The organism is Staphylococcus sp. HMSC057A08 (assembly GCF_001812925.1).
Classification (GTDB): domain Bacteria; phylum Bacillota; class Bacilli; order Staphylococcales; family Staphylococcaceae; genus Staphylococcus; species Staphylococcus hominis.
The window spans coordinates 18,242-42,480 of the sequence record NZ_KV810853.1; the positions used below are offsets into that span (position 1 = coordinate 18,242).

At 29.1% G+C, this 24,239-nt stretch carries 26 protein-coding genes and 2 pseudogenes; 19 read left to right on the top strand and 9 right to left on the bottom strand.

Features of this window, described 5'->3' with window-relative positions:
* The first annotated feature begins 10 nt into the window (after positions 1-10).
* The 5 genes and pseudogenes from HMPREF2881_RS04190 (at position 11) to HMPREF2881_RS04205 (ending at position 4,292) form a co-directional block, all read left to right on the top strand.
* On the top strand, positions 11-235 hold the full coding sequence (locus HMPREF2881_RS04190; protein ID WP_002448268.1) for a sulfurtransferase TusA family protein: 225 nt from the start codon (positions 11-13) through the stop codon (positions 233-235).
* A gap of 110 nt (positions 236-345) precedes the next feature.
* On the top strand, positions 346-1,590 hold the full coding sequence (locus HMPREF2881_RS04195; protein ID WP_002488052.1) for an ammonium transporter: 1,245 nt from the start codon (positions 346-348) through the stop codon (positions 1,588-1,590).
* Between the two features lie 105 nt (positions 1,591-1,695).
* Positions 1,696-1,763 (top strand): annotated as a pseudogene (locus tag HMPREF2881_RS12160) (LacI family DNA-binding transcriptional regulator); the annotation flags it as partial.
* Positions 1,764-1,844: 81 nt separating this feature from the next.
* Positions 1,845-3,332 carry a sucrose-6-phosphate hydrolase gene (locus HMPREF2881_RS04200; RefSeq protein ID WP_002455086.1) on the top strand — a complete coding sequence of 496 codons (1,488 nt, stop codon included), beginning with the start codon at positions 1,845-1,847 and terminating at the stop codon, positions 3,330-3,332.
* Positions 3,333-4,292, top strand: a complete 960-nt coding sequence (locus tag HMPREF2881_RS04205) for a carbohydrate kinase family protein (RefSeq protein ID WP_002488065.1) — start codon at positions 3,333-3,335, stop codon at positions 4,290-4,292. It begins immediately after the preceding gene.
* Positions 4,293-4,342: 50 nt separating this feature from the next.
* Here HMPREF2881_RS04205 and agrA read toward each other — a convergent pair whose 3' ends face one another.
* From agrA to HMPREF2881_RS04235, 6 genes are all read right to left on the bottom strand, one after another.
* On the bottom strand, positions 4,343-5,059 hold the full coding sequence (gene agrA / locus HMPREF2881_RS04210; RefSeq protein ID WP_002455088.1) for a quorum-sensing response regulator AgrA: 717 nt from the start codon (positions 5,057-5,059) through the stop codon (positions 4,343-4,345).
* Positions 5,060-5,071: 12 nt separating this feature from the next.
* Complete coding sequence (gene agrC, locus HMPREF2881_RS04215; RefSeq protein WP_002488053.1) at positions 5,072-6,361, bottom strand: quorum-sensing sensor histidine kinase AgrC; 1,290 nt, start codon at positions 6,359-6,361, stop codon at positions 5,072-5,074.
* Between the two features lie 21 nt (positions 6,362-6,382).
* A complete protein-coding gene (gene agrD / locus HMPREF2881_RS04220; protein WP_002488089.1) occupies positions 6,383-6,523 on the bottom strand; it encodes a cyclic lactone autoinducer peptide AgrD in 141 nt (46 codons plus the stop codon).
* A 2-nt stretch (positions 6,524-6,525) separates the two neighbouring features.
* The gene (locus HMPREF2881_RS04225) at positions 6,526-7,092 is read right to left on the bottom strand and encodes an accessory gene regulator AgrB (RefSeq protein WP_002488058.1); all 567 of its coding nucleotides are present in this window, start codon (positions 7,090-7,092) and stop codon (positions 6,526-6,528) included.
* Between the two features lie 699 nt (positions 7,093-7,791).
* Positions 7,792-8,577, bottom strand: a complete 786-nt coding sequence (locus HMPREF2881_RS04230; RefSeq protein ID WP_070653665.1) for a carbon-nitrogen family hydrolase — start codon at positions 8,575-8,577, stop codon at positions 7,792-7,794.
* Positions 8,578-8,707: 130 nt separating this feature from the next.
* Positions 8,708-9,331 (bottom strand): nitroreductase family protein, encoded by a 624-nt coding sequence (locus tag HMPREF2881_RS04235; protein WP_002488064.1) that lies wholly within the window; start codon positions 9,329-9,331, stop codon positions 8,708-8,710.
* A 177-nt stretch (positions 9,332-9,508) separates the two neighbouring features.
* Here HMPREF2881_RS04235 and HMPREF2881_RS04240 point away from each other — a divergent pair, with 177 nt between their 5' ends.
* On the top strand, positions 9,509-10,906 hold the full coding sequence (locus tag HMPREF2881_RS04240; RefSeq protein ID WP_070653666.1) for an SdrH family protein: 1,398 nt from the start codon (positions 9,509-9,511) through the stop codon (positions 10,904-10,906).
* 55 nt (positions 10,907-10,961) lie between these two features.
* On the opposite strand, the gene mroQ is transcribed toward HMPREF2881_RS04240, so the two are convergent.
* The gene (gene mroQ, locus HMPREF2881_RS04245) at positions 10,962-11,702 is read right to left on the bottom strand and encodes an intramembrane glutamic endopeptidase MroQ (protein WP_002450067.1); all 741 of its coding nucleotides are present in this window, start codon (positions 11,700-11,702) and stop codon (positions 10,962-10,964) included.
* Between the two features lie 175 nt (positions 11,703-11,877).
* Between mroQ and groES the strand changes: the two genes are divergently transcribed.
* The 4 genes from groES (at position 11,878) to HMPREF2881_RS04265 (ending at position 15,412) form a co-directional block, all read left to right on the top strand.
* Positions 11,878-12,165 carry a co-chaperone GroES gene (gene groES, locus HMPREF2881_RS04250; protein ID WP_002450026.1) on the top strand — a complete coding sequence of 96 codons (288 nt, stop codon included), beginning with the start codon at positions 11,878-11,880 and terminating at the stop codon, positions 12,163-12,165.
* A gap of 56 nt (positions 12,166-12,221) precedes the next feature.
* The gene (gene groL / locus HMPREF2881_RS04255) at positions 12,222-13,841 is read left to right on the top strand and encodes a chaperonin GroEL (protein ID WP_002488073.1); all 1,620 of its coding nucleotides are present in this window, start codon (positions 12,222-12,224) and stop codon (positions 13,839-13,841) included.
* 567 nt (positions 13,842-14,408) lie between these two features.
* A complete protein-coding gene (locus HMPREF2881_RS04260; RefSeq protein WP_002450040.1) occupies positions 14,409-14,558 on the top strand; it encodes a hypothetical protein in 150 nt (49 codons plus the stop codon).
* 182 nt (positions 14,559-14,740) lie between these two features.
* Positions 14,741-15,412, top strand: a complete 672-nt coding sequence (locus HMPREF2881_RS04265) for a type 1 glutamine amidotransferase (RefSeq protein ID WP_002450060.1) — start codon at positions 14,741-14,743, stop codon at positions 15,410-15,412.
* A gap of 50 nt (positions 15,413-15,462) precedes the next feature.
* On the opposite strand, the gene HMPREF2881_RS04270 is transcribed toward HMPREF2881_RS04265, so the two are convergent.
* Complete coding sequence (locus HMPREF2881_RS04270) at positions 15,463-16,749, bottom strand: aminotransferase class I/II-fold pyridoxal phosphate-dependent enzyme (RefSeq protein WP_037555680.1); 1,287 nt, start codon at positions 16,747-16,749, stop codon at positions 15,463-15,465.
* A gap of 468 nt (positions 16,750-17,217) precedes the next feature.
* Here HMPREF2881_RS04270 and HMPREF2881_RS04275 point away from each other — a divergent pair, with 468 nt between their 5' ends.
* The 9 genes from HMPREF2881_RS04275 to HMPREF2881_RS04315 all read left to right on the top strand — a co-directional run bounded on the left by HMPREF2881_RS04275 (position 17,218) and on the right by HMPREF2881_RS04315 (position 23,210).
* The gene (locus tag HMPREF2881_RS04275) at positions 17,218-17,394 is read left to right on the top strand and encodes an SE1626 family protein (protein WP_002455099.1); all 177 of its coding nucleotides are present in this window, start codon (positions 17,218-17,220) and stop codon (positions 17,392-17,394) included.
* A 186-nt stretch (positions 17,395-17,580) separates the two neighbouring features.
* Positions 17,581-17,961, top strand: coding sequence for a PSM export ABC transporter transcriptional regulator PmtR (locus tag HMPREF2881_RS04280; RefSeq protein ID WP_002450053.1), 381 nt, complete (start codon positions 17,581-17,583; stop codon positions 17,959-17,961).
* Positions 17,958-18,857, top strand: coding sequence for a phenol-soluble modulin export ABC transporter ATP-binding protein PmtA (locus tag HMPREF2881_RS04285; RefSeq protein WP_002450028.1), 900 nt, complete (start codon positions 17,958-17,960; stop codon positions 18,855-18,857). Before HMPREF2881_RS04280 ends, HMPREF2881_RS04285 begins: the two co-directional genes overlap by 4 nt.
* On the top strand, positions 18,854-19,516 hold the full coding sequence (locus HMPREF2881_RS04290) for a phenol-soluble modulin export ABC transporter permease subunit PmtB (protein ID WP_002450044.1): 663 nt from the start codon (positions 18,854-18,856) through the stop codon (positions 19,514-19,516). The genes HMPREF2881_RS04285 and HMPREF2881_RS04290 overlap by 4 nt, the downstream gene beginning before the upstream one ends.
* A 17-nt stretch (positions 19,517-19,533) precedes the next feature.
* A complete protein-coding gene (locus tag HMPREF2881_RS04295; protein ID WP_002450019.1) occupies positions 19,534-20,406 on the top strand; it encodes a phenol-soluble modulin export ABC transporter ATP-binding protein PmtC in 873 nt (290 codons plus the stop codon).
* Positions 20,407-21,135 (top strand): phenol-soluble modulin export ABC transporter permease subunit PmtD, encoded by a 729-nt coding sequence (locus HMPREF2881_RS04300; protein WP_002450058.1) that lies wholly within the window; start codon positions 20,407-20,409, stop codon positions 21,133-21,135. It abuts the gene before it with no gap.
* Positions 21,136-21,280: 145 nt separating this feature from the next.
* Positions 21,281-21,766 carry a hypothetical protein gene (locus HMPREF2881_RS04305; protein ID WP_002450066.1) on the top strand — a complete coding sequence of 162 codons (486 nt, stop codon included), beginning with the start codon at positions 21,281-21,283 and terminating at the stop codon, positions 21,764-21,766.
* Positions 21,767-21,813: 47 nt separating this feature from the next.
* Positions 21,814-22,368, top strand: a complete 555-nt coding sequence (locus tag HMPREF2881_RS04310) for an HAAS signaling domain-containing protein (protein ID WP_002488051.1) — start codon at positions 21,814-21,816, stop codon at positions 22,366-22,368.
* The gene (locus HMPREF2881_RS04315; protein ID WP_002450032.1) at positions 22,368-23,210 is read left to right on the top strand and encodes a DUF4097 family beta strand repeat-containing protein; all 843 of its coding nucleotides are present in this window, start codon (positions 22,368-22,370) and stop codon (positions 23,208-23,210) included. The genes HMPREF2881_RS04310 and HMPREF2881_RS04315 overlap by 1 nt, the downstream gene beginning before the upstream one ends.
* Before the next feature lie 65 nt (positions 23,211-23,275).
* Here HMPREF2881_RS04315 and HMPREF2881_RS04320 read toward each other — a convergent pair.
* Positions 23,276-24,234 (bottom strand): annotated as a pseudogene (locus tag HMPREF2881_RS04320) (C45 family autoproteolytic acyltransferase/hydolase).
* Positions 24,235-24,239 lie beyond the last annotated feature (5 nt).

The following is a 24,239-nucleotide window of genomic DNA, read 5'->3' on the forward strand; positions in this document are numbered from 1 at the left end:
AGGACTGAATATGTTATACGAATTAGGAACTGTTGGAATGGTATGTCCATTTCCACTTATTGAAGCACAAAAGAAAATGGAAACATTAAAAAATGGTGACGAATTAAAAATAGACTTTGATTGCACTCAAGCAACTGAAGCAATTCCAAACTGGGCAGCAGAACAGGGGTATCCTGTAACAAACTATGAACAACTTGATGATGCTTCATGGACAATCACAGTTCAAAAAGCTTAAGTTTTTCTTTATAAATGTAATGTAATATGACAAATTGTGTCATTTAATCTTACGTGTTTTTGCTATTCTTAAAAACTATTAATATGATGTTTTTTAAGGAAGTGGTAAAAATGAAGATGGATGACACAATTTTTTTATTTCTGTGTATTTTATTAGTTTGGTTAATGACACCGGGATTGAGTTTATTTTATGGAGGCTTAGTTCAACCTAAAAATGTTTTAAATACAGTGATGCAAAGTATGGCCGCTATCATTATTGTTACGTTTACATGGGTGGTCATTGGGTTTTCTCTTAGTTTTGGTCATGGAAATGATTGGATAGGTAATTTTGATTTTATTGGTTTGCAACATGTAGGATTTAATACGAATGTTCAATTTAGTCCACATATTCCGTTTGCCTTATTTATGTTATTTCAGATGATGTTTTGTACCATTGCGGTTTCCATTTTATCAGGTTCAATTGCTGAGCGAATGAGATTTATTCCTTTTACCATTTTTATATTTATATGGGTAATTATGATTTACAGTCCTGTAGCCCATTGGGTATGGGGCGGTGGTTGGATTCAACAACTTGAGGCTTTAGATTATGCTGGAGGTACTGTGGTACATATTACATCAGGAGTATCAGGATTAGTATTAGCAATAATGATAGGTCACGGAAAAAAAGTAGAAAAACTACAGCCGAATAATTTACTTATTACACTTATAGGTGGTATTTTTGTTTGGATAGGATGGTACGGTTTTAATACAGGAAGTGCGTTTACTTTAAATGATATAGCAGTGATATCATTTGTAAATACTATCATCGCTGCAAGCGGAGGAGCATTTAGCTGGTTGATTCTTGAATACTTTTCTAATAAAAAGTTAAGCTTACTTGGTTTATTATCAGGTGTACTGTCAGGACTCGTAACCATTACACCAGCAGCTGGATTTGTAAACTACTTAAGTGCATACATTATCTCTATGATTGGTGGTATAGCATGTTATTTTGTGGTCAATTATATAAAAGAAAAATTAAGATATAATGATACACTTGATGCCTTTGGTATTCATGGTGTTGGGGGTGTGATTGGTGCAATATTGACTGGCGTATTTCAATCACATAAAGTTAATAAAGATATATTAGATGGATTAATCTATACTGGTCATTTACATACTATATGGATACAATGTATTGCAGTTGTAGTAGTAGTCGTTTACTCGATTATTATAACTTTTATTATTGGAAAGACATTATCAATTTTTATGTCCCTTGCTACGACCGTTGAAGAAGATATGACAGGTTTAGATCAACTTGTGCATGGTGAAAAGGCATATTTTTATGGGGAATTAAACAAATTACATAAAAGGTATTGATATATATTTAAAATGTTAAAGTTTCATTAGTAAAACAGTATTTGAAGATAATCACGATATGATAAAATTAATATTATGTTGATATTAATTTAGATGATTAGTCTATTGAAAAACATATCAGATATTGCAAAGTTTGCGGGAGTATCAAAAGTACAATTTCCCGCTTTTTAAATTATAGATTGTAAAGTCTTAAGACTAATTACCGTTACGATATTAAGTGATAAAATTAATACTAATGATTTAGGAGGACTAATATGACTGAGTGGTCAAGAGAACAACGCTATCGTCGTATTGAAGATGTGAACAAAGATGAATTAGAAGCGTTAAAGCATCGAATAGAACAATCAAGGTATCGTCAACACTTTCATATTCAACCTGAAACAGGTTTATTAAATGATCCTAATGGATTGATGTTTTATAACGGAACATACTATGTATCTCACCAGTGGTTTCCATTGGGTGCTGTGCATGGACTGAAATATTGGTTTAATTATACTAGTAAAGATTTAGTGACATTTGAACCAAATGGTCCTATATTAAAGCCTGATACGATTTATGATAGTCATGGGGTATATAGTGGAAGTGCTTTTGAATTTGAAGGAAACTTATATTACATGTATACAGGTAATCATCGAGATGAAGAATGGAAAAGATATTCGAGTCAAATGATTGCAAAAGTAAAACAAGATGGTTCAATCGAAAAATTAAATAAGCCTGTGATTGCTCATCAACCTGAAGGATATACAAGTCATTTTAGAGATCCAAAAGTATTTAAACATCATGAAGAATATTATGCAATATTAGGTGTCCAAACTCAACAAGAATTAGGACGTTTACTTTTGTACAAAATGATACATCGACAGATTGACCAATGGGAATATATTGGAGAAATTACAACCGAACTAGAAGATTTTGGCTATATGTGGGAATGTCCAGACTATTTTAGTTTAAATGGACAAGATGTCATTATTTTTAGTCCTCAAGGTATTGATGCAAAAGATGAAAAATATAGAAATATTTATCAATCTGGATATCTAATCGGTAATTTAAATTTCGATACATTAGAATTCAAACATGATACATTTATAGAACTTGATAATGGTTTTGATTTTTATGCGCCACAAACGTTTATAGATGAATATGGTAAGCGTATTTTAATTGGGTGGATGGGATTACCAGATACTCACTATCCTACAGATGAAGAAGATTGGGCACATTGTTTAACGATACCTAGAGAGTTAACAATCGAAGAAGGACGGTTACGCCAACGTCCTTTGAAAGCGTTAGAGACGTTACGTCAAAATAAAGAAACAGCATTAGGTTATGCTAACAAATATAATACAACACTTCATCCTTATGAAGGTACGCAATATGAGCTTATTATTAATATTTTAGAAAATGAAGCAACAGAAATATATTTTGAATTAAGAGCATCTAAGTTAAATTCAACATTAATTTCTTATAATACTAGGGAGCAAAAGATTACATTAGATCGATCAGAAAGTGGTGCATTACCTAGTAATGTTGAAGGTGTGACAAGATCTACATATTTAGATTCGCCATTAAAGCAATTACACATTTTTGTGGATACTTCAAGTATTGAAATTTTTTGTAATGATGGAGAGCGTGTCTTAACGTCAAGAATTTTTCCTGATGAAAATGCTACAGCAATTCGCACATCTACAGAAACAGGTCAAGTTTATTTAAAATTTACTAAATATGACTTAGGGAGAGATAAATAAATGAGGAAGTTATATGCTATTGGTGAAGCATTAATCGATTTTATTCCAAATAGAACAAATATTGAACTTAAAGATGTAACGCAGTTCAGTCGACAAGTTGGCGGGGCACCTGCTAATGTGGCAAGTGTGGCTAAAAAATTAGGTAGTAGGACAGAAATGGTTACACAATTAGGTAATGACGCTTTTGGAGATATTATCGTAGAGACGTTAGAGAAAATAGGCGTTGGTACAACATATATTAAACGAACACATGCAGCTAATACTGCACTCGCATTCGTTAGTTTAAAAGAAAATGGAGAACGAGATTTTTCTTTTTATCGTAAACCATCAGCTGACATGCTTTATCATGCTTCGAATTTAGATGAAATTAATATTTCTAATCAAGATGTTCTACATTTTTGTTCTGTTGACTTAATTGAATGTGATATGAAAAATGCACATCTTGCTATGATTGAAAAATTTGAAGCGGCTCATGGGATGATAGTGTTTGATCCAAATGTTAGATTACCATTATGGGATAGCGCAGAAGCGTGTAAAGCGACTATTCAGTCATTTCTTCCAAAAGCAAACATCATTAAAATTTCAGATGAAGAAATTGAATTTGTTACTGGAATAAGTGATGAACATAAAGCGATTCAATCTTTATTTAAAGGAAATGTTGAAGTAGTTATCTATACACAAGGAGATAAAGGAGCAACAGCTTATTTAAAAGATGGGACAATTATTCATCATCAAGGGTATAAAGTTGAAGCTGTTGACACTACTGGTGCTGGAGACGCGTTTATTGGTGCAGTCATTAATAGAATTTTAAATACAGAATTAACAGACATCACTTCTCTATTTAAAGGAAAAGGAGAAGAAATTTTAAAATTTAGTAATTTAGTAGCTGCAAAAGTAACTACTAAATATGGCGCTATTGAAAGTATTCCAAGTTTAGAAGAAGTTATTGAAAAACTTTAAAAAAGAGATTAAGAAACCCCTTCAGATATTAAAATGAAGGGGTTTTAATATTATATCTTTTTAACATTACGTACAGAGGCATAGCAATGCTCACCATTTCTGAAAGTTACAATTCGTTCTTTAGAATCGACTGAATCGATATTATGGCGATTTACAACAAAACTATTGTGACATCTGAAAAAACGATCATCGAGTTGTGCTAATTCTTTAAGATTTCCGTAGAATTCAATCTGACGGTTATCAAGATGTGCAATTAAACGATGGGATTTTGTAGACGATTCAAAGAACATGACATCATCATATTGTACATATATTGAATTGCTACCACGTTTTAATTCAATTGTTTCAACATTGCTTTCTTTTGAAAGTAATTTTAAACGTGTATGAGCAGTTTCAATGCAATCTATTATTCGCGTTTTCAGTTGATTAGGATCATCTTTAAAAATAAAATCCATTGCAGATACCTTATAGACAAATGTTAGGTAAGTGAGTTCACTATGACTTGTAACAAAGATGATATTCCCAATAGGATCATACTTTCGAATTTCACTTCCAAGTTTAATACCGTTAATATCAGCTTCCAATTGTATATCTAAAAAATAACATCCAACATCATTCATTTCTTTTGACTGTTCAATAATTTCATAAGGATCATCTGTCGCTAACGCTATTTCCATCGGTTTTTCTTCAATCATTATATAGTTGTTAATAATTGAAACCATATTTTCACGTTGTTTCACATCGTCTTCACAAATGAATATTTTCATTTTCTCACATCCTTATGGCATATTATTTATAATTTCTACTTTTTGAACGAAGTAGCCATTTTCTATAGTCGTATCAAGTAACACGTTTTCAGTAGTATCAGTAATTTCTTTTAAAGTCGTTAGACCAAGTCCTCTGTTATCTCCTTTAGTTGAAAAGGAGTCTTGAAATAATTCATGGATTTTCGGCATATCTTCTTTACATTTATTCATAACAATAAACATGACTGACGTTTCGACATTGATAAATGCAATTCTAATTAAGGCATCTTCTAATTCTTCTGAAGCCTCAATAGCGTTATCAATGATAATCCCAATGATACGACTTAAATCAACCGTATTCATCTCAATATGATCAATTAACTCTGGCACCTCAATACTAATAGGTATATTTTTTTCTTGAGCTTGTAAAATTTTAGTTGTTATCAATCCTTTAATAGCACGCACTTTTAAATTATCCGTACCATTAATTTTGATTGAGTTCATTTGAAGGTTATCTTTCATAGGAACAATATTATCATTAAAATATGTCTTTAAACCATCCATATCATTTTCTCTTATGTATTCTGACATTGTAGTAAGAATATTGACATAATCATGTCTAAACTTACGCATTTCATTATTAATCGATTCTATTTGTAGTGTGTATTCATAATACGTTTCAATTTCTTCCATATTACGTCTGTATCGAAGTTCACGTAATGTATATCTAGAAATTATAATGATTAAGGTGATGAAAAATATAATTATTCCAATAAAAATTAGCCCATAAATTTTTAAAGAAGCATTATTAACTTTAGGTACTTGAGAATAAATATATAAAATTATAAATGAAAGAATTAAAACAATTGAAATAATAGTTAAGTAAGTCTTATTAATAGATAAATAAGACATTTTTAATTTTTTAAGTAGAGATTTAAATGTAAAAGATATAAGTATAGAAACTAAAGTAAATATACTTATATACGATAAATCTAAATAGGTATTATTATTAATAAATTTTTGAAAAATTATTACAAGTATAAAAGCAATGAAATTACTTAAAAACATTAAAATAGCACTACTTAAAACTGTAATAATCGAGTACCACTTAACTTTACAATATAGGAAAACTCCACAACCAATTAATAAATATAAAACAGAAATACTTCCTAAATAATAATAAAAAAAAGCAGAAGGGATTATAATCGTTAAAATGATTAAATAATCCCTTAAAGTATATTTAATATCTAAAATTATTTTTGAAATTAAAAATAATAAAAATCCTTGAAAAAGTGCTAAAGGTACATTTGATAATAAATCCATACGTCACACACTTTCTAAATTTTATCTATTAAGATCAGTTAATTCTTTAGGAACTTCAGGTTCATCGAAATAACCACCACATACATTATATGAAGCAAGTGTACCAACAGTTTCTAAGATTAATGAGAATAGTTTAATGAATAAATCTGTAATAAATGTCATAATTAATAATCCTCCTTAGGAAAAAAGAATGGTAATATTGTTGTACTTTCAAGTATCATACCTAATAAAATTAATTGTTTATATGGCTCTGGTACTATAATAGAAATAATGATTAAAACCACTACTAAAATAATAGACTTTATTTTTTTGCGAGGTTTTAGTCGTTCGGGTATGGGTTGTTTCTTAGTGGCAGCTGGTGCATAAATAATAATCAGTAATAATGCAAGGCCACTAACACTATACATGATACCCGTATTAATATGATAGTAAGCAATGAGCCATGGTAAACCAACAAATAAGATTAAATTTTGAATATGGCATAGCAAAGTAGACTTTGCATGCGCCCCGTGTGCATAGTGTCGAATTAAAAAATAACTGACGTGTGTGATTAAAGTATACAAAAATGTATGGAATATGAGCGCAGCACCATATGTCACAATTGTTTTAGCAATATTACTAACAACCACTTGCATGCCTAATCGTACTTTTAAGAATTGGATATGATCAAGGTTATTTTTCTTTTGTAAATAAGATGCAAAGTGCTCAATTTTATCATCAATTGCTTTCAATATTGTGCCACTCTCCTTGACTATATTATACAATTTTGTGCAATTAGTCTGTAAAATAATGCTTAACTGTTAAAATTTAATACTTAACTGTTAAAGTAATTCGATAACTCATATTTTACCATATAAAAATAAACAGTTTAGTAGAAAAAGTTGCAAGTTAAGAATTTTTTAATAACTTAAATGAATATTATGTTTTAATATACTCATATCACATTAAAGTGATATAAACTTAATAATCTTAGTCTTTAAATTGTTAGTCTTTGTTTTATTCGAATAAATCTTTTTTGATTTTGTTAGTAGTTGCGAAATTAAAAGTTGATTTATCGATGAGTTGTAAGGAATGTTTGTGTAGTTTGACTATGTATTTGTGATGATCGAGACCAATGGGTTATTCGATAATATCGATTTTCATAGTAAAATATTTCATTTATTTATTTCTTCGTGTAGTTCCATTCATTAATAAGCTATCCCAACTTATTGATGAGAAATGCATAAGACTCGCTGAAGTGTTAACTCAGTAGAAAATAATTAACTTAGCTATTCTGAATAGAAGGTAATTATTTTCAATATGCAAGCTATCATAACATTGTTATGCAATGTAATTTTTCATAATTAATAACATCCCCAAAAGATTGAAAATAACTGTAAAACATTCCCTTAAGTAAAAGTCGTGAGTCTCTCCCAAGCTCACGACTTTTTTTATTTATATAAATGAGGTTTTAAATTTCTAAAGATTGGAATAGCATCTCTTTGGCGTGATACTTCTTGAATGTTGATATCAACTGAAATAGTAGCTTCTTCTCTGTTTAACTCAACAAGAATATCTCCATTAGGATTGATAACCATTGAATGTCCAGCGTATTCAGTATTTCCATCATGACCTGTGCCATTACATGCGACGATGAAAATATCATTTTCTATCGCTCTAGCTTGAAGTAAACTTCTCCAATGATTAAGTCGAGATGTTGGCCATTCGGCGACATAAAATGCGATTTGAGCACCTTCTCTAGAGGGATATCTTAGCAATTCAGGAAATCTTAAGTCATAGCATATAATTTGAGTGGCGAGCGCACCTGATGATAAAGTAAATGGTTCTGGAACTGTTTTTCCATCTTCTAAAAATTCTGGTTCATTTAGCATTGGAACTAAATGAACTTTATCATATTTGTTAATACGACGACCTTCTTTAGAAACAGTAAAAGCAGTATTATAAACTTTATTATTTCGTTTATTTGAAACAGATCCTGCGACGATATCAACTTGATATGTTTGGGCAAGATTCGAAATAAAAGGACAACTACGTGATAATGCTTGATCTGCTTTTTCATTTAATTCTTCTAAAGCATAGCCATTGTTCCACATTTCTGGTAACACAACAACTTCAGTATCAGCATCTAATTGAGTATTAAACCATTCTGAAATTTTTTGTTCATTTTTCTCAACATCTCTATATTCGACATAAAATTGGAATATTTGTATTTTCACTTTAACCACTCCTCAACCTGCTTAATAATTTCAATTTACTAAATTTGGCTATGAAAAGCAAAATGAAGCACATTACAATTAAAGTAAAATAACTTAATTGAAATATGCTTCATTGATAAGTTTAAATTTATTATTTTTTAATAATAAATCGTTGATCAGTAGGGTGAATTTCTTTTTTACCAGCTTGTTCTTCAATATCTCCAAATGGCATTTGTGCTACAAGTTTCCATGATGCTGGAATATCAAATGTTTGTGTTGTAACTTGATCAACTAGTGGATTATAGTGTTGTAACGATGCACCGATACCTTTTGAACTTAGTGCAGTCCAAATGGCGTATTGATGCATAGCATTTGTTTGAACAGCCCAGTTAGCAAAATTATCAGCATATGATGGCATTTGTTCTTGTAATGATTTTATCACATCTTCATCTTCAAAATATAAAATAGTTCCGTAGGCATGCTCGAAACCATTAATTCTTTGATCTGTAGGTTCAAAGTCGCGATCTGGTCCCATTACATCTTTGAGTACAGTTTTAGCATTTTCCCAGAATTTAATATGTTGATCGTTAAGTAATAAAACAATACGTGTTGATTGTGAATTAAAAGCTGAAGGCATATATTTTACAATATGTTCAATCATTTCCTCTAATTCTTCATCGCTAATAGAAATAGATGTTTTAGTTTTATAAATTGTACGTCTATTTTCAATTTCAGTTAGAAATGGTTTTGTGTTTTCTTTATCAAATAATTCCATCTTATAATCTCCTTTTTTTAATATATTTCTTGTATAAAATTTATACTAGAATAAGTAAATTATTATATAACAAAAATTTCATAAATATTAATGTTTTTTATCAATTTGTTTATATACATGCATGATATTTTTTATTTCTTTATACTAAAATTGTTAAAAATAAGAGGAGGTCTCAGAATGATAAAACAAAAAGTTATTCGAACAAGTCTTATTTTTGCTATAAGTACAATTATATTTAGTCACTATAGTTATGCTGAAACCTCTTCTAATATAGAGAGTGAAGGCGTAGATCAGAAAGTAAACCTACAAAAAACTTCTGATACTCAGCAATCTAAAATTAAACTAAGTAAGGAAAACATAAAAAAATTTAATTATACTAGTGATGAAACTAGCAACACAGAAGAACCAAAAATAGAAAATATACATCAAGAAAGCGACGAGACTAACAGTAAAGAAAAATCAGCAGTAGAAGAGTCCCAACAAGAAAGTGACGAGACTAACAGTAAAGAAAAATCAACAGTAGAAGAGTCACGAAAAGAAAGCGACGAGACTAATAGCACAGAAAAATCAACAGCAGAAGAATCACGAAAAGAAAGCGACGAAACTAATAGCCTTGAAGAACTAAAAAAAGAAAAAGTTAATGATAAGAATCAACAAAAGAGTGGAATAGAACATATTCATAAAAATAACACGTCATCTTCTAAAGAAAAAAATCATACTAAATATAAAACAGCACAAAAAAGTAAAAATTATAAAAATGATGATTCAACTATTTTTAAGCAAGAAGAACATCAAAATGTAAGGTCTAAATCAATGAAGTCGAAACAAAATCAAATCATACAACCATATAATGATAATACTTCATCCAATGTTTACTCAAAAACTACTTATCAAAAGGATAAGTCTCAAAATAGTATTTCCAAAACAATGTTTAACCAATTGGTTTCACGACAACTAGTTGAAAAAAATCATAATAATTTTGAACCAACACATTTAAAGCAAAATAATCTATATTTCCAAAGTGATAGAGGAAAAGAATCCACTTATCAAAATGCATATCAAATAGAGTCAAGATTTTCAGAAAATATCTTAAATAGGTTTAATCAATATGCAAAAGGTGCTTATAAGTACAACCCTTATATTATTAATAAGATTAATCATTTAGATGATAATGGTGAAAAGATAACAAATAAAGATTTTAATCGTTTAATTAAGAAACAAAAATTTGATAATCAAAATCTAAATATATTACAAGAGGATTCTCAATACTTTAGATTTCAATATTTTAATCCACTTAATGCTAAAGAATATTATAAAAATTTAGATGAGCAAGTTTTATCATTAATTACAAGTGACATTGGCTCTATGCCTGATTTAAAAAAGCCAAAAACAATTCATAAGGATGAAGTAGAAGAAGAACAACATAAAAAAGTCATTACTTCTTCTCATAAAAAAACAGAATCAAAATCATATATAAAAACTTTGAATATGATACTGATTCCTACTTTAATTTTAATATCTTCCACTGTAATGATAATTTATGTATATCAAAATTTAAAAACGAAAAAAAAGTAAAAGCATCAAATGTCTAGAGCATTCGATGCTTTTATTTATTAAGATAAATTATGTGCTAATTACACAAGTGAATAATAAATTGAGTTTGTTGTTTCAAATGATTTAATGAATCGCCAAGGAAAAATTGCATTACTACAACGAAGCCATTTTGAAATATATGAATAAGTATCGGCACAGAAATTCGTTTTGTTAAAGTATAAGCTAACGAAAGTATCATCCCCATACCAAAATAAATAAGAATAAATTTAATATCATTATGCGCTAATGCAAAAAGTAAAGAACTTACGGTAGAAGCAATTAAGAAGGCAATGATTCTATTTCCTTTAATTCGATCATATAGTTCACCAAAGAACACTTTTCTAAATACATATTCTTCTAAAATAGGCCCTACAACAGAAATTAATATAATAAAAATAGGAAGTTGTTTTGCTACAGCCATTATTCGTTGAGTATTTGGACTTTGTTGTGGTTGACCGAAAATCCATATGTTAATCACACCTACAATAACTTGATATAACATAACTATGAAAAAGCCAAGTATAGCCCATGGGATAATATAACGTTTTGATTCTTTATGTTCTTGCTCTAAGTTTGTAGGATTCTTAATTTTGAAATGAAAAAAGATGATTAAAATTGCTGCAAGTATAAATAAGATAACTTGAGTATACACCCCAGCCCTAGCTAAAGCCATACCTGATAAACGACTAAATATAGGCGTTTGTGCTAGAACTAAGGGTAAAAATTGTGCTAAAGCATATATAATTAATGTTAGTATTGCCACCCAAATTCTTGCCATTTGAAACCTCCAGATTAAATATCAATAATCATTATTTTATCGTAAAAAACTCAGATGTACAAAAAGTAAGAGAAGGTTTTTACTTGATATATTGACCAAATTTGATTATTATAAAAATTAGATTAGCACTCATTATATTAAAGTGCTAAATAGACCCTGCTAAGGAGGAACAATCATGCTTAAACCATTAGGAAATCGTGTGATTATCGAAAGAAAAGAACAAGAACAAACAACTAAAAGTGGAATCGTTTTAACTGATAGCGCAAAAGAAAAATCTAACGAAGGTGTTGTAGTTGCAGTAGGCAGCGGACGTCTTCTTGATAATGGTGAGACAGTTGCTCCCGAAGTAAAAGAAGGTGATTCAGTAGTATTTCAAGAATATGCTGGATCAGAGATTAAACGTGGAGAAGAAAGCTATTTAATTTTAAATGTAGAAGATATATTAGCAATTATAGAAAAGTAAAAATAACTATATAAAATTGTCGAAAAACAGGATTAATATTAATGGAGGTTGTATAAATGGCTAAAGATCTTAAATTTTCAGAAGATGCACGACAAGCAATGTTACGTGGTGTGGATAAATTAGCAAACGCTGTTAAAGTAACAATTGGTCCTAAAGGTCGAAATGTTGTATTAGATAAAGAATATGTTGCACCTTTAATTACAAACGATGGTGTAACAATTGCCAAAGAAATTGAATTAGAAGATCCATATGAAAATATGGGTGCTAAGTTAGTTCAAGAAGTAGCAAATAAAACAAATGAAATTGCTGGTGATGGTACTACAACTGCTACAGTATTAGCACAAGCAATGATTCAAGAAGGTTTGAAAAACGTAACAAGTGGTGCAAATCCAGTTGGTTTACGTGAAGGCATTGATAAAGCAGTCAGAGTAGCAGTTGAAGCATTACATGACATTTCTCAAAAAGTTGAAAATAAAAATGAAATCGCACAAGTAGGTGCAATTTCTGCTGCTGATGAAGAAATTGGTAAATATATTTCTGAAGCAATGGATAAAGTAGGTAATGACGGTGTTATTACAATTGAAGAATCTAATGGACTTGATACGGAATTAGAAGTTGTAGAAGGTATGCAATTTGATAGAGGTTATCAATCTCCATATATGGTAACAGATTCTGATAAAATGATTGCGGAATTAGAAAGACCATATATTTTAGTTACAGATAAGAAAATTTCATCATTCCAAGATATATTACCTTTATTAGAACAAGTTGTTCAATCAAGCCGACCAATCTTAATCGTGGCAGATGAAGTTGAAGGTGATGCATTAACAAATATTGTATTAAACCGCATGAGAGGTACTTTCACTGCTGTAGCTGTTAAAGCACCTGGCTTTGGTGATCGTCGTAAAGCAATGTTAGAAGATTTAGCAATATTGACTGGTGCAACAGTGATTACAGATGATTTAGGATTAGAATTAAAAGATGCTTCTATTGATATGTTAGGTACTGCAAATAAAGTAGAAGTAACAAAAGATAATACAACTGTTGTTGATGGTGATGGAGACGATAACAGTATTGATGCACGAGTAAATCAAATCAAAGCACAAATTGAAGAAACTGATTCAGACTTTGATAGAGAAAAATTACAAGAACGTCTTGCTAAATTAGCTGGTGGTGTAGCAGTGATAAAAGTAGGTGCTGCTTCTGAAACAGAATTAAAAGAACGTAAATTACGTATTGAAGATGCATTAAATTCTACACGCGCTGCAGTTGAAGAAGGTATTGTTGCAGGTGGTGGTACAGCTTTAGTTAATATCTATAATAAAGTTGAAGAAATAGAAGCGGAAGGCGATGTTGCGACAGGTGTTAATATTGTACTTAAAGCTTTATCAGCACCAGTACGCCAAATTGCTGAAAATGCTGGATTAGAAGGTTCAGTTATTGTTGAAAGACTTAAACATGCTGATGCAGGTGTCGGATTCAATGCTGCTACAAACGAGTGGGTGAATATGCTTGAAGAAGGTATTGTAGATCCTACTAAGGTAACACGTTCAGCTTTACAACACGCTGCAAGTGTTGCTGCAATGTTCTTAACTACTGAAGCGGTAGTTGCAAATATTCCAGAACCTGAAAGTAATGACAATGCTGCAATGGGCGGTATGCCAGGTATGATGTAAAAACACCTATAAATGTTGATATATCAATGTTTTGTGTTTTTACTGGTCATGGTTATAGAAATTTAGAAAATATAATAAAAAGACTGATAAGTTCATTTTGAAGTGCGCTCAGTCAAATAGATAAGTAAATAATTAAAAGATATGGTTGGTTTTGTTTTATGCAAAATCAGCCATTTTTAATGTTAGTTTTTTGTATTAAAAAAGTAGATATATTCTTTAATTACTTATTTAATTTCACTGATATCTTTAAATATAATTTGAACAATTTTTACATAAAACTTGTCGAAATTTTACATCTTTTGATTTTTAACAATTTTATTTAATATACAAATTGAAAAAAAGATAATAAATAAAAATGCTAAATTTAATAATCAAAATAATAATATAGATTAATATAGTGATAAAAGAATTCTTGCTTTTTATATTTATGTTGTTATTTAATTTTCTGACGGTTTTGATTATAGAGTGAATCTGTACTGAAATATTGATTAGTTAATTCAAAATGATCCAGTCAAAGGTGATGTATGGGTTAAATGGTATGCAAAATTATTAAATGTTAATCCTAATATGAATATTGAACTAGCGTCTTCATTTGAACATGGTGCTAGTAATGAAAAACTCAAAAAACATGGTGGAACACTGATTTATATTAGATGGAAAGATAGAATGAACCCTATTAAATACTATAGTGACTTAATAGAAAATAGAAAAGTATGAGTTTTATATTGGAGTCTATGGCAAAAAATGATTGTCTTAGATTCCTTTTATATATTGGAGTGCTTATAAAAGTTTTTTAAATATAAAAATTATATAATTTTTATAGTATTTATTTTAAGTGTTTCGAAGTATAATGATAGCAAAGATATAAATAAACATTGACTTTTAAAGGAGAATCAACAATGAGGATTAATATTTTACAACATACCCCTAATGAAGGTCCTGGAGTTATCAGAGATTGGGCTACCGAGCATCACCATGAATTATATATTTATCATCCTTATTTTAATAGTGGTATCCTTCCCAATGTTAAAGAAACAGATTTACTTATTATTTTAGGAGGACCCATAAGTCCTAATAATGAGGATAAATGGATTTTTGAAGAACGAGAATTAATTCGCAATTTAATACAGCAAAATAAGCCAATATTTGGTATATGTTTTGGCGCTCAACAAATTACTAAAGCCCTAGGATATACTGTAGGAAAATCTCCAGTAAAAGAAGTCGGTTGGAATAAAGTTTATCGTGAGTCATCCATCATTCCTAATATTCCAAAAGAATTGATGGCATTACATTGGCATGAAGAAACATTTTATATACCTAAAAATGCACAATTATTATTTTCAAGTCAATATTTAAAAAATCAAGGATTTATTTTGAATAATAATATTATCGGACTACAATTTCATTTTGAACCAGGTGCTCATGATATAAAAGAGATTGTCATGAATGATGCTCCATACGTGTTTGATTCCGTATTAAATCAAACGCCAGACCAGATTCTTAACCAAGAAGTACCAAGAGAGAATAAAGAAGTAATGTTTAAATTGTTAGATTTTATTACAAGTCATTAAAAAATAGCGAGAACCTTCCTGGTTAGGTCTCTCGCTATTATACTTTTATGTTATTTTAAGTCATCAATTGCTTTAGCAATAGAATCAAAAACATGTGGAATATCGTTTTTTTCAACACAACTAAAAGCAATACGAATATCTGTATCATTAAGTGCAATAATACCAATTGAATAGTTATCGATTAAATGAACACGAAGTTTTTCTGGGTTAACACCGATTACTTTAAGTGCCATAAAGTATCCAGAGTTAAAATCATATGCTTGCCAATGTTGTTTATATTTTTCATCATAAACCACTTCTTTTGTTACTTCATAACGTTCTTGTAATGTTTTTACATTAGCTTGAATTTCTTTATCAAATTGTTCATGATTCTCTAGTATATATTTAATTGCACTTTGAGAAGGCATTGCTCCACTTGAAATATTACTTCTAATTAATCCTTTAACTTTAGCCTCTAATACGTCTTTAGCTTTTTGATTATTTAATCCAAATGTAAGAAAGCCAACACGTAAACCCCAAGCAAAAAATTCTTTAGTTGCACCGTCAAGGCGTATCGGTAAAATGTTTTTTGAATCTAATTGAGTAATTGCAGTAAAAATAGATTGTGTATAGACATCTTCATAAAATAAACCATAGTATGCATCATCTACGACTGTAATCACCTTAGTTCCTTTTTCTGCTAAGCGTTCAATTGCTGAGACAATTGTACGAACTTCTTCTTTAGTAGGTGTATAGCCAGTTGGATTATTAGGATAGTTTAAGATAATAATAGCTTTATCTTGTTTAAAATTATCTAAAGTAGATACAAGTGAGTTTGTTGTATAATGTCCATCTTGATCGAAAATAGCATAAGTTTCAATATTTGCCTTATGTCTTGTATTAAAAATAAGTTTATAGTTTCCCCAGTTATGTGTTGGTAATAAAATTGTATCTTCATCATTTACAAATAAGTCAGCAACTAAAGATAAACCATGGGTTAATGCATTCGTCACGATCGGACGGCTTATAGATGAAGCTTTTAAACTAGGATTTTCTTTTAACATTTTTTGTTGCCATAAATCTCTTAAAGTTTCAATTCCTTGTGGCGGAGCATATGGGAAAATCTCATCAGGCGAAAGATGATTGTAGACATCAAATAATGTGTCTGCATACATTTTTCCTTTATCATTAGTTGCCATACCAATTGTTGCATTGTATTTTGTTGATTTAGCTTCTGCAGACTGAGACAGAATACCTTTGGGATAAAACATAGATTGACCTAATGTCGATAACATGCTTAATATTTCAGGACGGTCATCGCCTAGTTGATCGTTTAAATGTTGTGCTAAAGGATTCATTTTCATAACCTCGCTTTAAATTGTTATTCACATTATATATTATCTTGAATTAAACAAAATATAAAGTTTTCTAATAAAAAATAAAGCAGAGAAGTGTTTTTATACGTAAACGGAACGTATGTTCTGTTTGTGTGTTAAAATATATATAGGTCATCATGAGATATGACACTTTACTTTGTGGAGGTGTAGTGTAATGTCGTGGTTATTAGAAAGTTTAGTCACGCTTATAACAGGGAGTATGCTGATTATATTTCGAGTTTGGTTAGAAACTAAGTGGAAAAATAAATAAGATGACCTTACACAAAAACCCCTTAACTTGATGTGGCAAGTTAGGGGGTGTAATGCAATTTGTGGATATAACACTATCTTAACATAGAACATATACAATTCAATTTTAATTAAATAAATGATTAATGCATATAAAATAAAAAATTTGATATAATTATTATAATGAGGTGACTAAAAATGATGAAACACCTAACAAAAATTTTTGTAGGTTTAGCTATTGTTTTGTTTGTCATTGGATATTATCTACAAGCCACTGGACATGAAAGTCAAGGTATAAAGTTATTATTGGCTGCCATTATGTTTATGATATGTGCATTTATTAATCGTAGCAATGACAGACGTAAAAATAAAAAGTAACATATGAAAACTATGATGCAATTACCACTGTAATACTGTATCATAGTTTTTTGTTTAACTATGTTTATAGTGTATATACAATTTATGTCTTAAGAATACTGATTTTATCTTATTTTTATTATTTCACTTTACAAATCTGTATATACTGTATATATTATTTATATACAGTTGTAAAGGGGGACATAAATGAAAGTTATTCTAAAAAACACCAGTGAACAGCCCATTTATGAACAAATTAAACAACAAATTAAAGAAAATATATTAAAAGGTTACGTTGAAGCTGGAAGTCACTTACCATCTATGAGGGAACTGGCGAAAGATTTGCAAGTCAGTTTAATTACAACAAAGCGTGCCTATGAAGATTTGGAAAAAGAAGGGTTTGTCACAACAATAAGAGGTAAAGGAACATTCGTAAAAGAACAAGACAGTTCAATTTTAAAAGAAAAACAATTTTTTGTAATTGAACATCTTGCACGTTCCATGGTAAAAGAAGCAAAAACAATTGGTATGCCTCTAAAAGAATTAAATGAAGTTTTAGCTTTAATTTACGAGGAGGAAGATGAATGAAAGCGATTGAAGTTAAACACGTAAGTTATAACACTAAAACTTTCCAAATCAAAGATCTTTCATTCAGTATTCCTCAAGGATTTGTTACGGGCTTTATTGGGAGTAATGGTGCTGGCAAGACAACAATGATTCGATTAATGATGGATTTACTTGAACCTAATACTGGAGAAATTAAAATCTTAGGACGACAAATGAAAGAATCAGCAAAATGGATTAAAAATAAAATTGGTTTTGTTTACTCAGAAATTTATTTCAACCAACAATGGAATATAAAAAAACTAGAAAATATGATTTCTCCTTTTTATTCTAAGTGGGATAGTCATATATTCCATCAGTATTTAGAGCGATTCAATATACCAAGTCATCTTAAAATTAAGCATTTCTCTAGTGGAATGAAAATGAAGTTATCTTTAGCCATTGCTTTAAGTCACCACGCTGAGTTATTTATATTAGATGAACCAACAGCAGGTTTAGATCCAATTGTAAGAAATGAAGTTCTAGAAATATTGCAGCAAGAATTAATAGATGAAAATAAAACGGTTTTTATTTCGACTCATATTATTTCAGACTTAGAAAAAATAGCAGATTATCTTGTATATATAAAAACAGGCAATCTTGTACTTGAAGGCTATTGTGATGATATAAAAGAGGAATATTTTATCGTAAAAGGTGATAACAAAGATTTAGATGATGAATTAAATCAACTCCTTTTATATAAAGAAGAAAAGCATACAGGTTATGTCGGTTTTACAAAACATGGTCAAGCATTTAAGGAATTATTTGGAAAACAAGTTGAAATAAAACATCCAACGATTGAAGAATTAATGATTTACCTTGAGAAAATGAAAGAAACTAATGATGTTGAAACTCCAAATAGAAATGGGTTGATGGCATGAAGCAACTAATAATAAGAAATTTTAAGTTAAGACGTTGGACACTTATCATTTATTTAGTGCTTATTGTTATTAATCCTATTTATACACTATTTTTTTCAAAAACAAGTTATGGTTTCGTTGTATATATTCCACTTGCCATTACATTAATGATTATAAGCATTTTAGATTCAGGACAATTATTTAGAGTACATAGACGGTTAGGTGGAAAAGAGTCGTATCTTTTTTATGAAAGTTTACCAATAACTAAGAAAGAATTGCTTAATGCAAATTATCTGACATGTATTATATTAACGATTTTAGGAACATTGATTATTGGATTATATAATTTTCAATCAACAAATATTCAGGTAAATGAGTTGCGTTATTCGACAGCACTTTCATTTTTAAGTGTAAATTTATTTAGCATTCCTATTGCCTTTAGTAAAAGTACAGAAAGAAAAAGAGAATATATTTCTTACACTGTTTATATTATTTTAATGGTACTTGCTATACCGATGGCAATTGCATTTATCTTTTTGACTATTAATTTATTTATCTTTCATAATGCACTTGATCCAAATGTATTTAATAAATATTTAAGTATTGGATTAGTTATTATAAGTGTGATTTGGCTAGTTATAAATTATTTTATTCAAATAGCACGTGTTAATCGTCGCTAGAAAAAAGGAGGACTTTTATGAAATTAGAAAATATTACTAAAACATACGGTAATAATAATGTTTTAGACAATATAGATTTTGATTTTGGAGATAGCAAAATTGTAGGACTCATTGGTAAAAACGGTGTGGGTAAAACTACACTGATGAAAGTGATGAATGGAAATATTATTAATTACAAAGGTAAAGTTAATTTAAAAGATGATGAAAATATTGGCTATCTCATTGAACATCCAAAACTTTATGATAATAAAACAGGACTTTATAATTTAAGACTCTTTGCTCAGGTGCTTGGTCAAGGATTTGATAAAGCATATTCAGATAAAATTATAGATGCTTTTGGTATGCGTCCCTATATTAAGAAAAAAGTTAAAAAATATTCAATGGGTATGAAACAAAAATTAGCGATTGCTGTATCATTAATGAATAAACCAAAATATCTTATTTTGGATGAACCGACCAATGGCATGGATCCAGATGGCTCAATCGATGTTCTAGAAACGATACAATCTTTAGTAAATGAATTAAATATGAAAATTCTTATTTCAAGTCATAAATTAGAAGACATCGAATTAATTTGTGATAGAGCTGTCTTTTTAAGAGATGGACATTTCGTTCAAGATGTCAATATGAAAGATGGTAGTGCAGAAGAAAGTACCTCTATTACGTTGGACAATGATGATTTTGATCAAGCGCTAAATTATTTACAAGAACATTTTAATGTTATTCATTCTTATAAACAAAATGGAGAAATTCTTATTAAAGCAGAACGAGATTATCGAACATTGCTTAAAGCGCTCGCACATATTAATGTGTATCCTAAATATATTGAAACACGTAAAAATTCGCTTCGAGATACGTACTTTAATATTAATCAAAGAGGTGACCATTAAATGAAGAGTTTACAATTAGTTAAATATGATATATTAAGTTTTTTAAAAAGTTATTTAACATATATCGCGCTTATATGTATTTGGGGTATCATCACAGCAATGACTGTACTATTAGCAAAGAATACTGATAAAGTCGATTATTCAATGATATTACCAATGGCAAATTGGATGTTTCTATTCTTTGGTTTACTTGTTGTTATTAAAACAATTACACGTGACTATTCTCAAGGAACGATTCAACTTTATATGAATAAAGTGAAAAATAGAGTAGGTTATGTGATAGCAAAAACGATTTCGATTATTATTTTTTCGTTCATATTTACACTTATCACGTATGTTACACTTTTAGTTATTCAAACTTTTACAGATGGTAAAAATTTAAATGGAGATAAATTCCTAACAAATATTTGGTTCTATCTTATCTTTTTACTATTTTTTGGACTATTATTATTCTTAATTACTTTAATTGTACAAAAACCAGCAGTCATTTTTACATTAGGTATCTTTTTAGTGTTTATCGTACCATTTTTACAACCATTTTTAGGTTTAATCCCTGAATGGGGCGATAATATTCAAAAATCACTCAAATATATACCTTTTAGTTACTTAACAGAAAAATCATCATCAGGTAGTATTGAATTTACGAATTGGCAATGGTTCATTTCTATTGCATCTATTGTTATTTTATTTATCGCTGATGTACTTTATGCTGCTAAACGAGACATTTAAATTAATAACTTTTTAATAAAACTGGTGACGATACGTTCAATTTTTGTCGCCAGTTTTATTTGCATTGAAAGGTACTTTAATATTTTTTGAATATAATCATAGTTATGATATATTAAAAAAAATAAGTATATAAGTGGTGGTCCTATTGCATATTCAAAATAGATGGGTTATTTCAATTTTATTTATTGTCATTTCTTTATTAGTTGTACTAGGATTGACAATTTATAAAAATGAAAAAACGGTTGATTTAAGTGATGTAGAAATTAATCATTTAAAGCTTAATGAAACGTTTGATAACTCAGAATATAGTTTAAATAAGCATGTGAAATTAGATAGGTATGTTTTTTATAATCATAATAAATATAAAAATTTAACAATAAAAGTCAAGAAAAAACATCACAAAATTAAAGGAATTATCTTAGTTAAAGATACTTTTGTTAACACAAATTTTGATGTTCATATAGGTGACCAAATCGATGCTGTTATAGATAATCTAGGTTATAACTATGACAAAGATAAGGTAGGTAAAGGTTATGATGCTTTAGTGTATCTTGATAAAGATCATCACATGAAATTATCAATTTTATATAAAGATAATATTGTTAAGCGAATTGAATTCTTTAGTCGTTGATAGTTAATAAAAATAAATTTATATTTTAAGAAAGTATGTGAAAGAAAATGGATAAAATTACTTTTTTGAATGAACTGGAAACGGAGCTTGATGATTTACCACGTAAAGAAAAAGATAAAGTAATGAATGAATATGAAAATATCTTTTATAATCAAGAAACAAAAGGCAAAACAGATGCTCAAATATTAGATGATTTGAAAAATCCTTATACTATTGGAAAAGAAATAAAAGCTAAAGAAGCAATTTCACATGCAAAAGTTACACCTAACTTTCGTAATATTGTAAAAGCTATTATGGCATCATTAAGTTTGGGTGTTATTTCTTTTTTCTTAATTGTTATCCCAATTATAATATTCTTAATATTTCTAGCCTTTGTTTTCGTCATTTCAATTGTGCTTATTTGTTTACCTATCTTATTAATTATTATTAGTATCCTTAAAGGCACTCCTGACTCTTTTAGTAATTTTCTTTATAGTATTTCTTATGCTGGAATAGGTATATTAGTGTTCGTTGCAATAATAAAAATTGTTCAGAATTTATATAAACTTGTTTTAAAATATTTATCATGGTATATAAAAATAATTAAAGGAAGAATCCAGTGATGAAAAAGTTAACAATAAGTGGATTAGTTATATTTGTTGTTTTTTTTCTAGCAGCAACGTTGGTATGGTTTGTTCATGATAAAGATATTTATAAACGACTGAAATATAATGAAACGTTTCATCAATCATCTATCTCCAAATTGAATATAGATAGTTATAGTTCTGATATCACTATTACTCAAGGTTCTTCATTTAGAGTGAAATATTACGGGGACAATAGTATAAAAGTGAACACTCAAAAAGACAGCTTAAATGTAAAAGAATCACGTTCTTCTAAAAGAGGGTATAGCTTTAATTTAAACCCTTTTAAAAGAAGCAAGTTCAACATACATATAACTATTCCACCTGATAAATTAAAACAATTAAATATTGATGCTAAATTAGGAAAATTAAATATTAATAATATAGATATCAAAAAAGCCAGAATTAGAAAAGACGGAGAAAATTTAAATATCAAAGAAGCTAAACTTGATCGTATTGATTATTATAGCGATCATGGAACAATTAATATTAAAAATAGTGATATTAAAAATAGTCAATTTAAAGTAATAAATTCTAATATTGTGGTTAATCATTGTACCTTGAAAAATGGGTTATTCATTACAAATGAAGGAAAACTTGACTTTAAAAACATGCCAAGTCAAATTGATATGAAGAGCTCAAGTAAAAAAGGTGATATAAACATTGAGTATAAAACTAAGCCTAAAGACACCTTGTTAAAACTACATCCAGGAATGGGTGACAATAACATTAAGAATCCTTATTTTAAAGATAGCAAAGTAGGTAATAGTTATAATATTATAGAGTGTTATAACGTTAAAGGTGATATAAATATTAAATAGGATGAAAAAGATTAGACAAAACGTTGATTAATTAAATTTTAAAACGTTTATCTAATCTTTTTTTATTAATACGTAGTAAATGTTAAATCAGTATCTAGCTTTCCAGTAAATTCTATTAAGTCAAGTTCATGACCCTCTAACCATGACTGAAAGTCGATAGATAGAGGGGGGTTATTCTCACCTAATGTCATCCAAGCTTTTAAATGTTTAGGTTCATACATTGATGTATGAATCGTTCCTGACCAACTTTTAAACAACTTACTATAAATATTATATTTAGGATCATTAAAAAGTTTAAACGCAGTATATTTATCTATACCTTGTGATTAGTACAAACTTTATCATATCTAACATCAAATGAGCGTGGCGTAATTTCAACAATTGCATGATTTAAATGCTTATCCATTAAAATATAACTAAATGAACTTCTATGGGGTAACTCTTTTAGAAATTGAATTGCTTCTTTTACATCTTTACAATATTCTAAGACAAGTCGTCCTACCATATAACATACAAATCCATTTGCAGGATGCTTACGGTGCATAAAATTATATCCCATCACAAGACCTGCTTCATTCATACCATCCATACGACCAGTTACTCTAGAGGTTGGTCCTATTTGCGCGAGTCCACCATCATTTGGTTGATAAAGAAGATATCTGCCATCATATGTAGCAGGATGATAGTCATAATTACGAACCATATAATCTTTACCTTGAAAAACTGTACATCCACTTTCATTTAAATCAGTAAAACGATAGTGACCGAAATTTAAAATCATTTGTTTAGTCGGTAAATTTAATATCTCTTGCATTCCTAATAATTCTTCCCAGATTTCTGGTGCATACGTTTGGAAAATGCTATATGTTTCATTAACATCAATGTCAAAACGAGGTATACGCTTCTTCCATTCACGTTCTCTATTTTCTAGTAAGGGCGTCTGTTTTAACCACTGAGCAGTTTTGATACCTAAATCAAAATGTGATCCGCGAAAGGTCATAATATCTGACTTAACTTCTTGCATGAAAA

Excerpts from the sequence above, each read along its gene's own strand:
- HMPREF2881_RS04265 (WP_002450060.1), top strand. The coding sequence starts at position 14,741 with ATGAGGATTAATATTTTACAACATACCCCTAATGAAGGTCCTGGAGTT.
- HMPREF2881_RS04300 (WP_002450058.1), top strand. The coding sequence starts at position 20,407 with ATGAAGAGTTTACAATTAGTTAAATATGATATATTAAGTTTTTTAAAA.
- HMPREF2881_RS04190 (WP_002448268.1), top strand. The coding sequence starts at position 11 with ATGTTATACGAATTAGGAACTGTTGGAATGGTATGTCCATTTCCACTT.
- HMPREF2881_RS04270 (WP_037555680.1), bottom strand. The coding sequence starts at position 16,749 with ATGAATCCTTTAGCACAACATTTAAACGATCAACTAGGCGATGACCGT.
- groL (WP_002488073.1), top strand. The coding sequence starts at position 12,222 with ATGGCTAAAGATCTTAAATTTTCAGAAGATGCACGACAAGCAATGTTA.
- HMPREF2881_RS04240 (WP_070653666.1), top strand. The coding sequence starts at position 9,509 with ATGATAAAACAAAAAGTTATTCGAACAAGTCTTATTTTTGCTATAAGT.
- HMPREF2881_RS04260 (WP_002450040.1), top strand. The coding sequence starts at position 14,409 with ATGAATATTGAACTAGCGTCTTCATTTGAACATGGTGCTAGTAATGAA.
- HMPREF2881_RS04205 (WP_002488065.1), top strand. The coding sequence starts at position 3,333 with ATGAGGAAGTTATATGCTATTGGTGAAGCATTAATCGATTTTATTCCA.
- HMPREF2881_RS04200 (WP_002455086.1), top strand. The coding sequence starts at position 1,845 with ATGACTGAGTGGTCAAGAGAACAACGCTATCGTCGTATTGAAGATGTG.
- HMPREF2881_RS04285 (WP_002450028.1), top strand. The coding sequence starts at position 17,958 with ATGAAAGCGATTGAAGTTAAACACGTAAGTTATAACACTAAAACTTTC.
- HMPREF2881_RS04280 (WP_002450053.1), top strand. The coding sequence starts at position 17,581 with ATGAAAGTTATTCTAAAAAACACCAGTGAACAGCCCATTTATGAACAA.
- HMPREF2881_RS04195 (WP_002488052.1), top strand. The coding sequence starts at position 346 with ATGAAGATGGATGACACAATTTTTTTATTTCTGTGTATTTTATTAGTT.
- agrA (WP_002455088.1), bottom strand. The coding sequence starts at position 5,059 with ATGAAAATATTCATTTGTGAAGACGATGTGAAACAACGTGAAAATATG.
- mroQ (WP_002450067.1), bottom strand. The coding sequence starts at position 11,702 with ATGGCAAGAATTTGGGTGGCAATACTAACATTAATTATATATGCTTTA.
- agrD (WP_002488089.1), bottom strand. The coding sequence starts at position 6,523 with ATGACATTTATTACAGATTTATTCATTAAACTATTCTCATTAATCTTA.
- HMPREF2881_RS04290 (WP_002450044.1), top strand. The coding sequence starts at position 18,854 with ATGAAGCAACTAATAATAAGAAATTTTAAGTTAAGACGTTGGACACTT.
- agrC (WP_002488053.1), bottom strand. The coding sequence starts at position 6,361 with ATGGATTTATTATCAAATGTACCTTTAGCACTTTTTCAAGGATTTTTA.
- HMPREF2881_RS04310 (WP_002488051.1), top strand. The coding sequence starts at position 21,814 with ATGGATAAAATTACTTTTTTGAATGAACTGGAAACGGAGCTTGATGAT.
- groES (WP_002450026.1), top strand. The coding sequence starts at position 11,878 with ATGCTTAAACCATTAGGAAATCGTGTGATTATCGAAAGAAAAGAACAA.
- HMPREF2881_RS04315 (WP_002450032.1), top strand. The coding sequence starts at position 22,368 with ATGAAAAAGTTAACAATAAGTGGATTAGTTATATTTGTTGTTTTTTTT.
- HMPREF2881_RS04275 (WP_002455099.1), top strand. The coding sequence starts at position 17,218 with ATGAAACACCTAACAAAAATTTTTGTAGGTTTAGCTATTGTTTTGTTT.
- HMPREF2881_RS04295 (WP_002450019.1), top strand. The coding sequence starts at position 19,534 with ATGAAATTAGAAAATATTACTAAAACATACGGTAATAATAATGTTTTA.
- HMPREF2881_RS04235 (WP_002488064.1), bottom strand. The coding sequence starts at position 9,331 with ATGGAATTATTTGATAAAGAAAACACAAAACCATTTCTAACTGAAATT.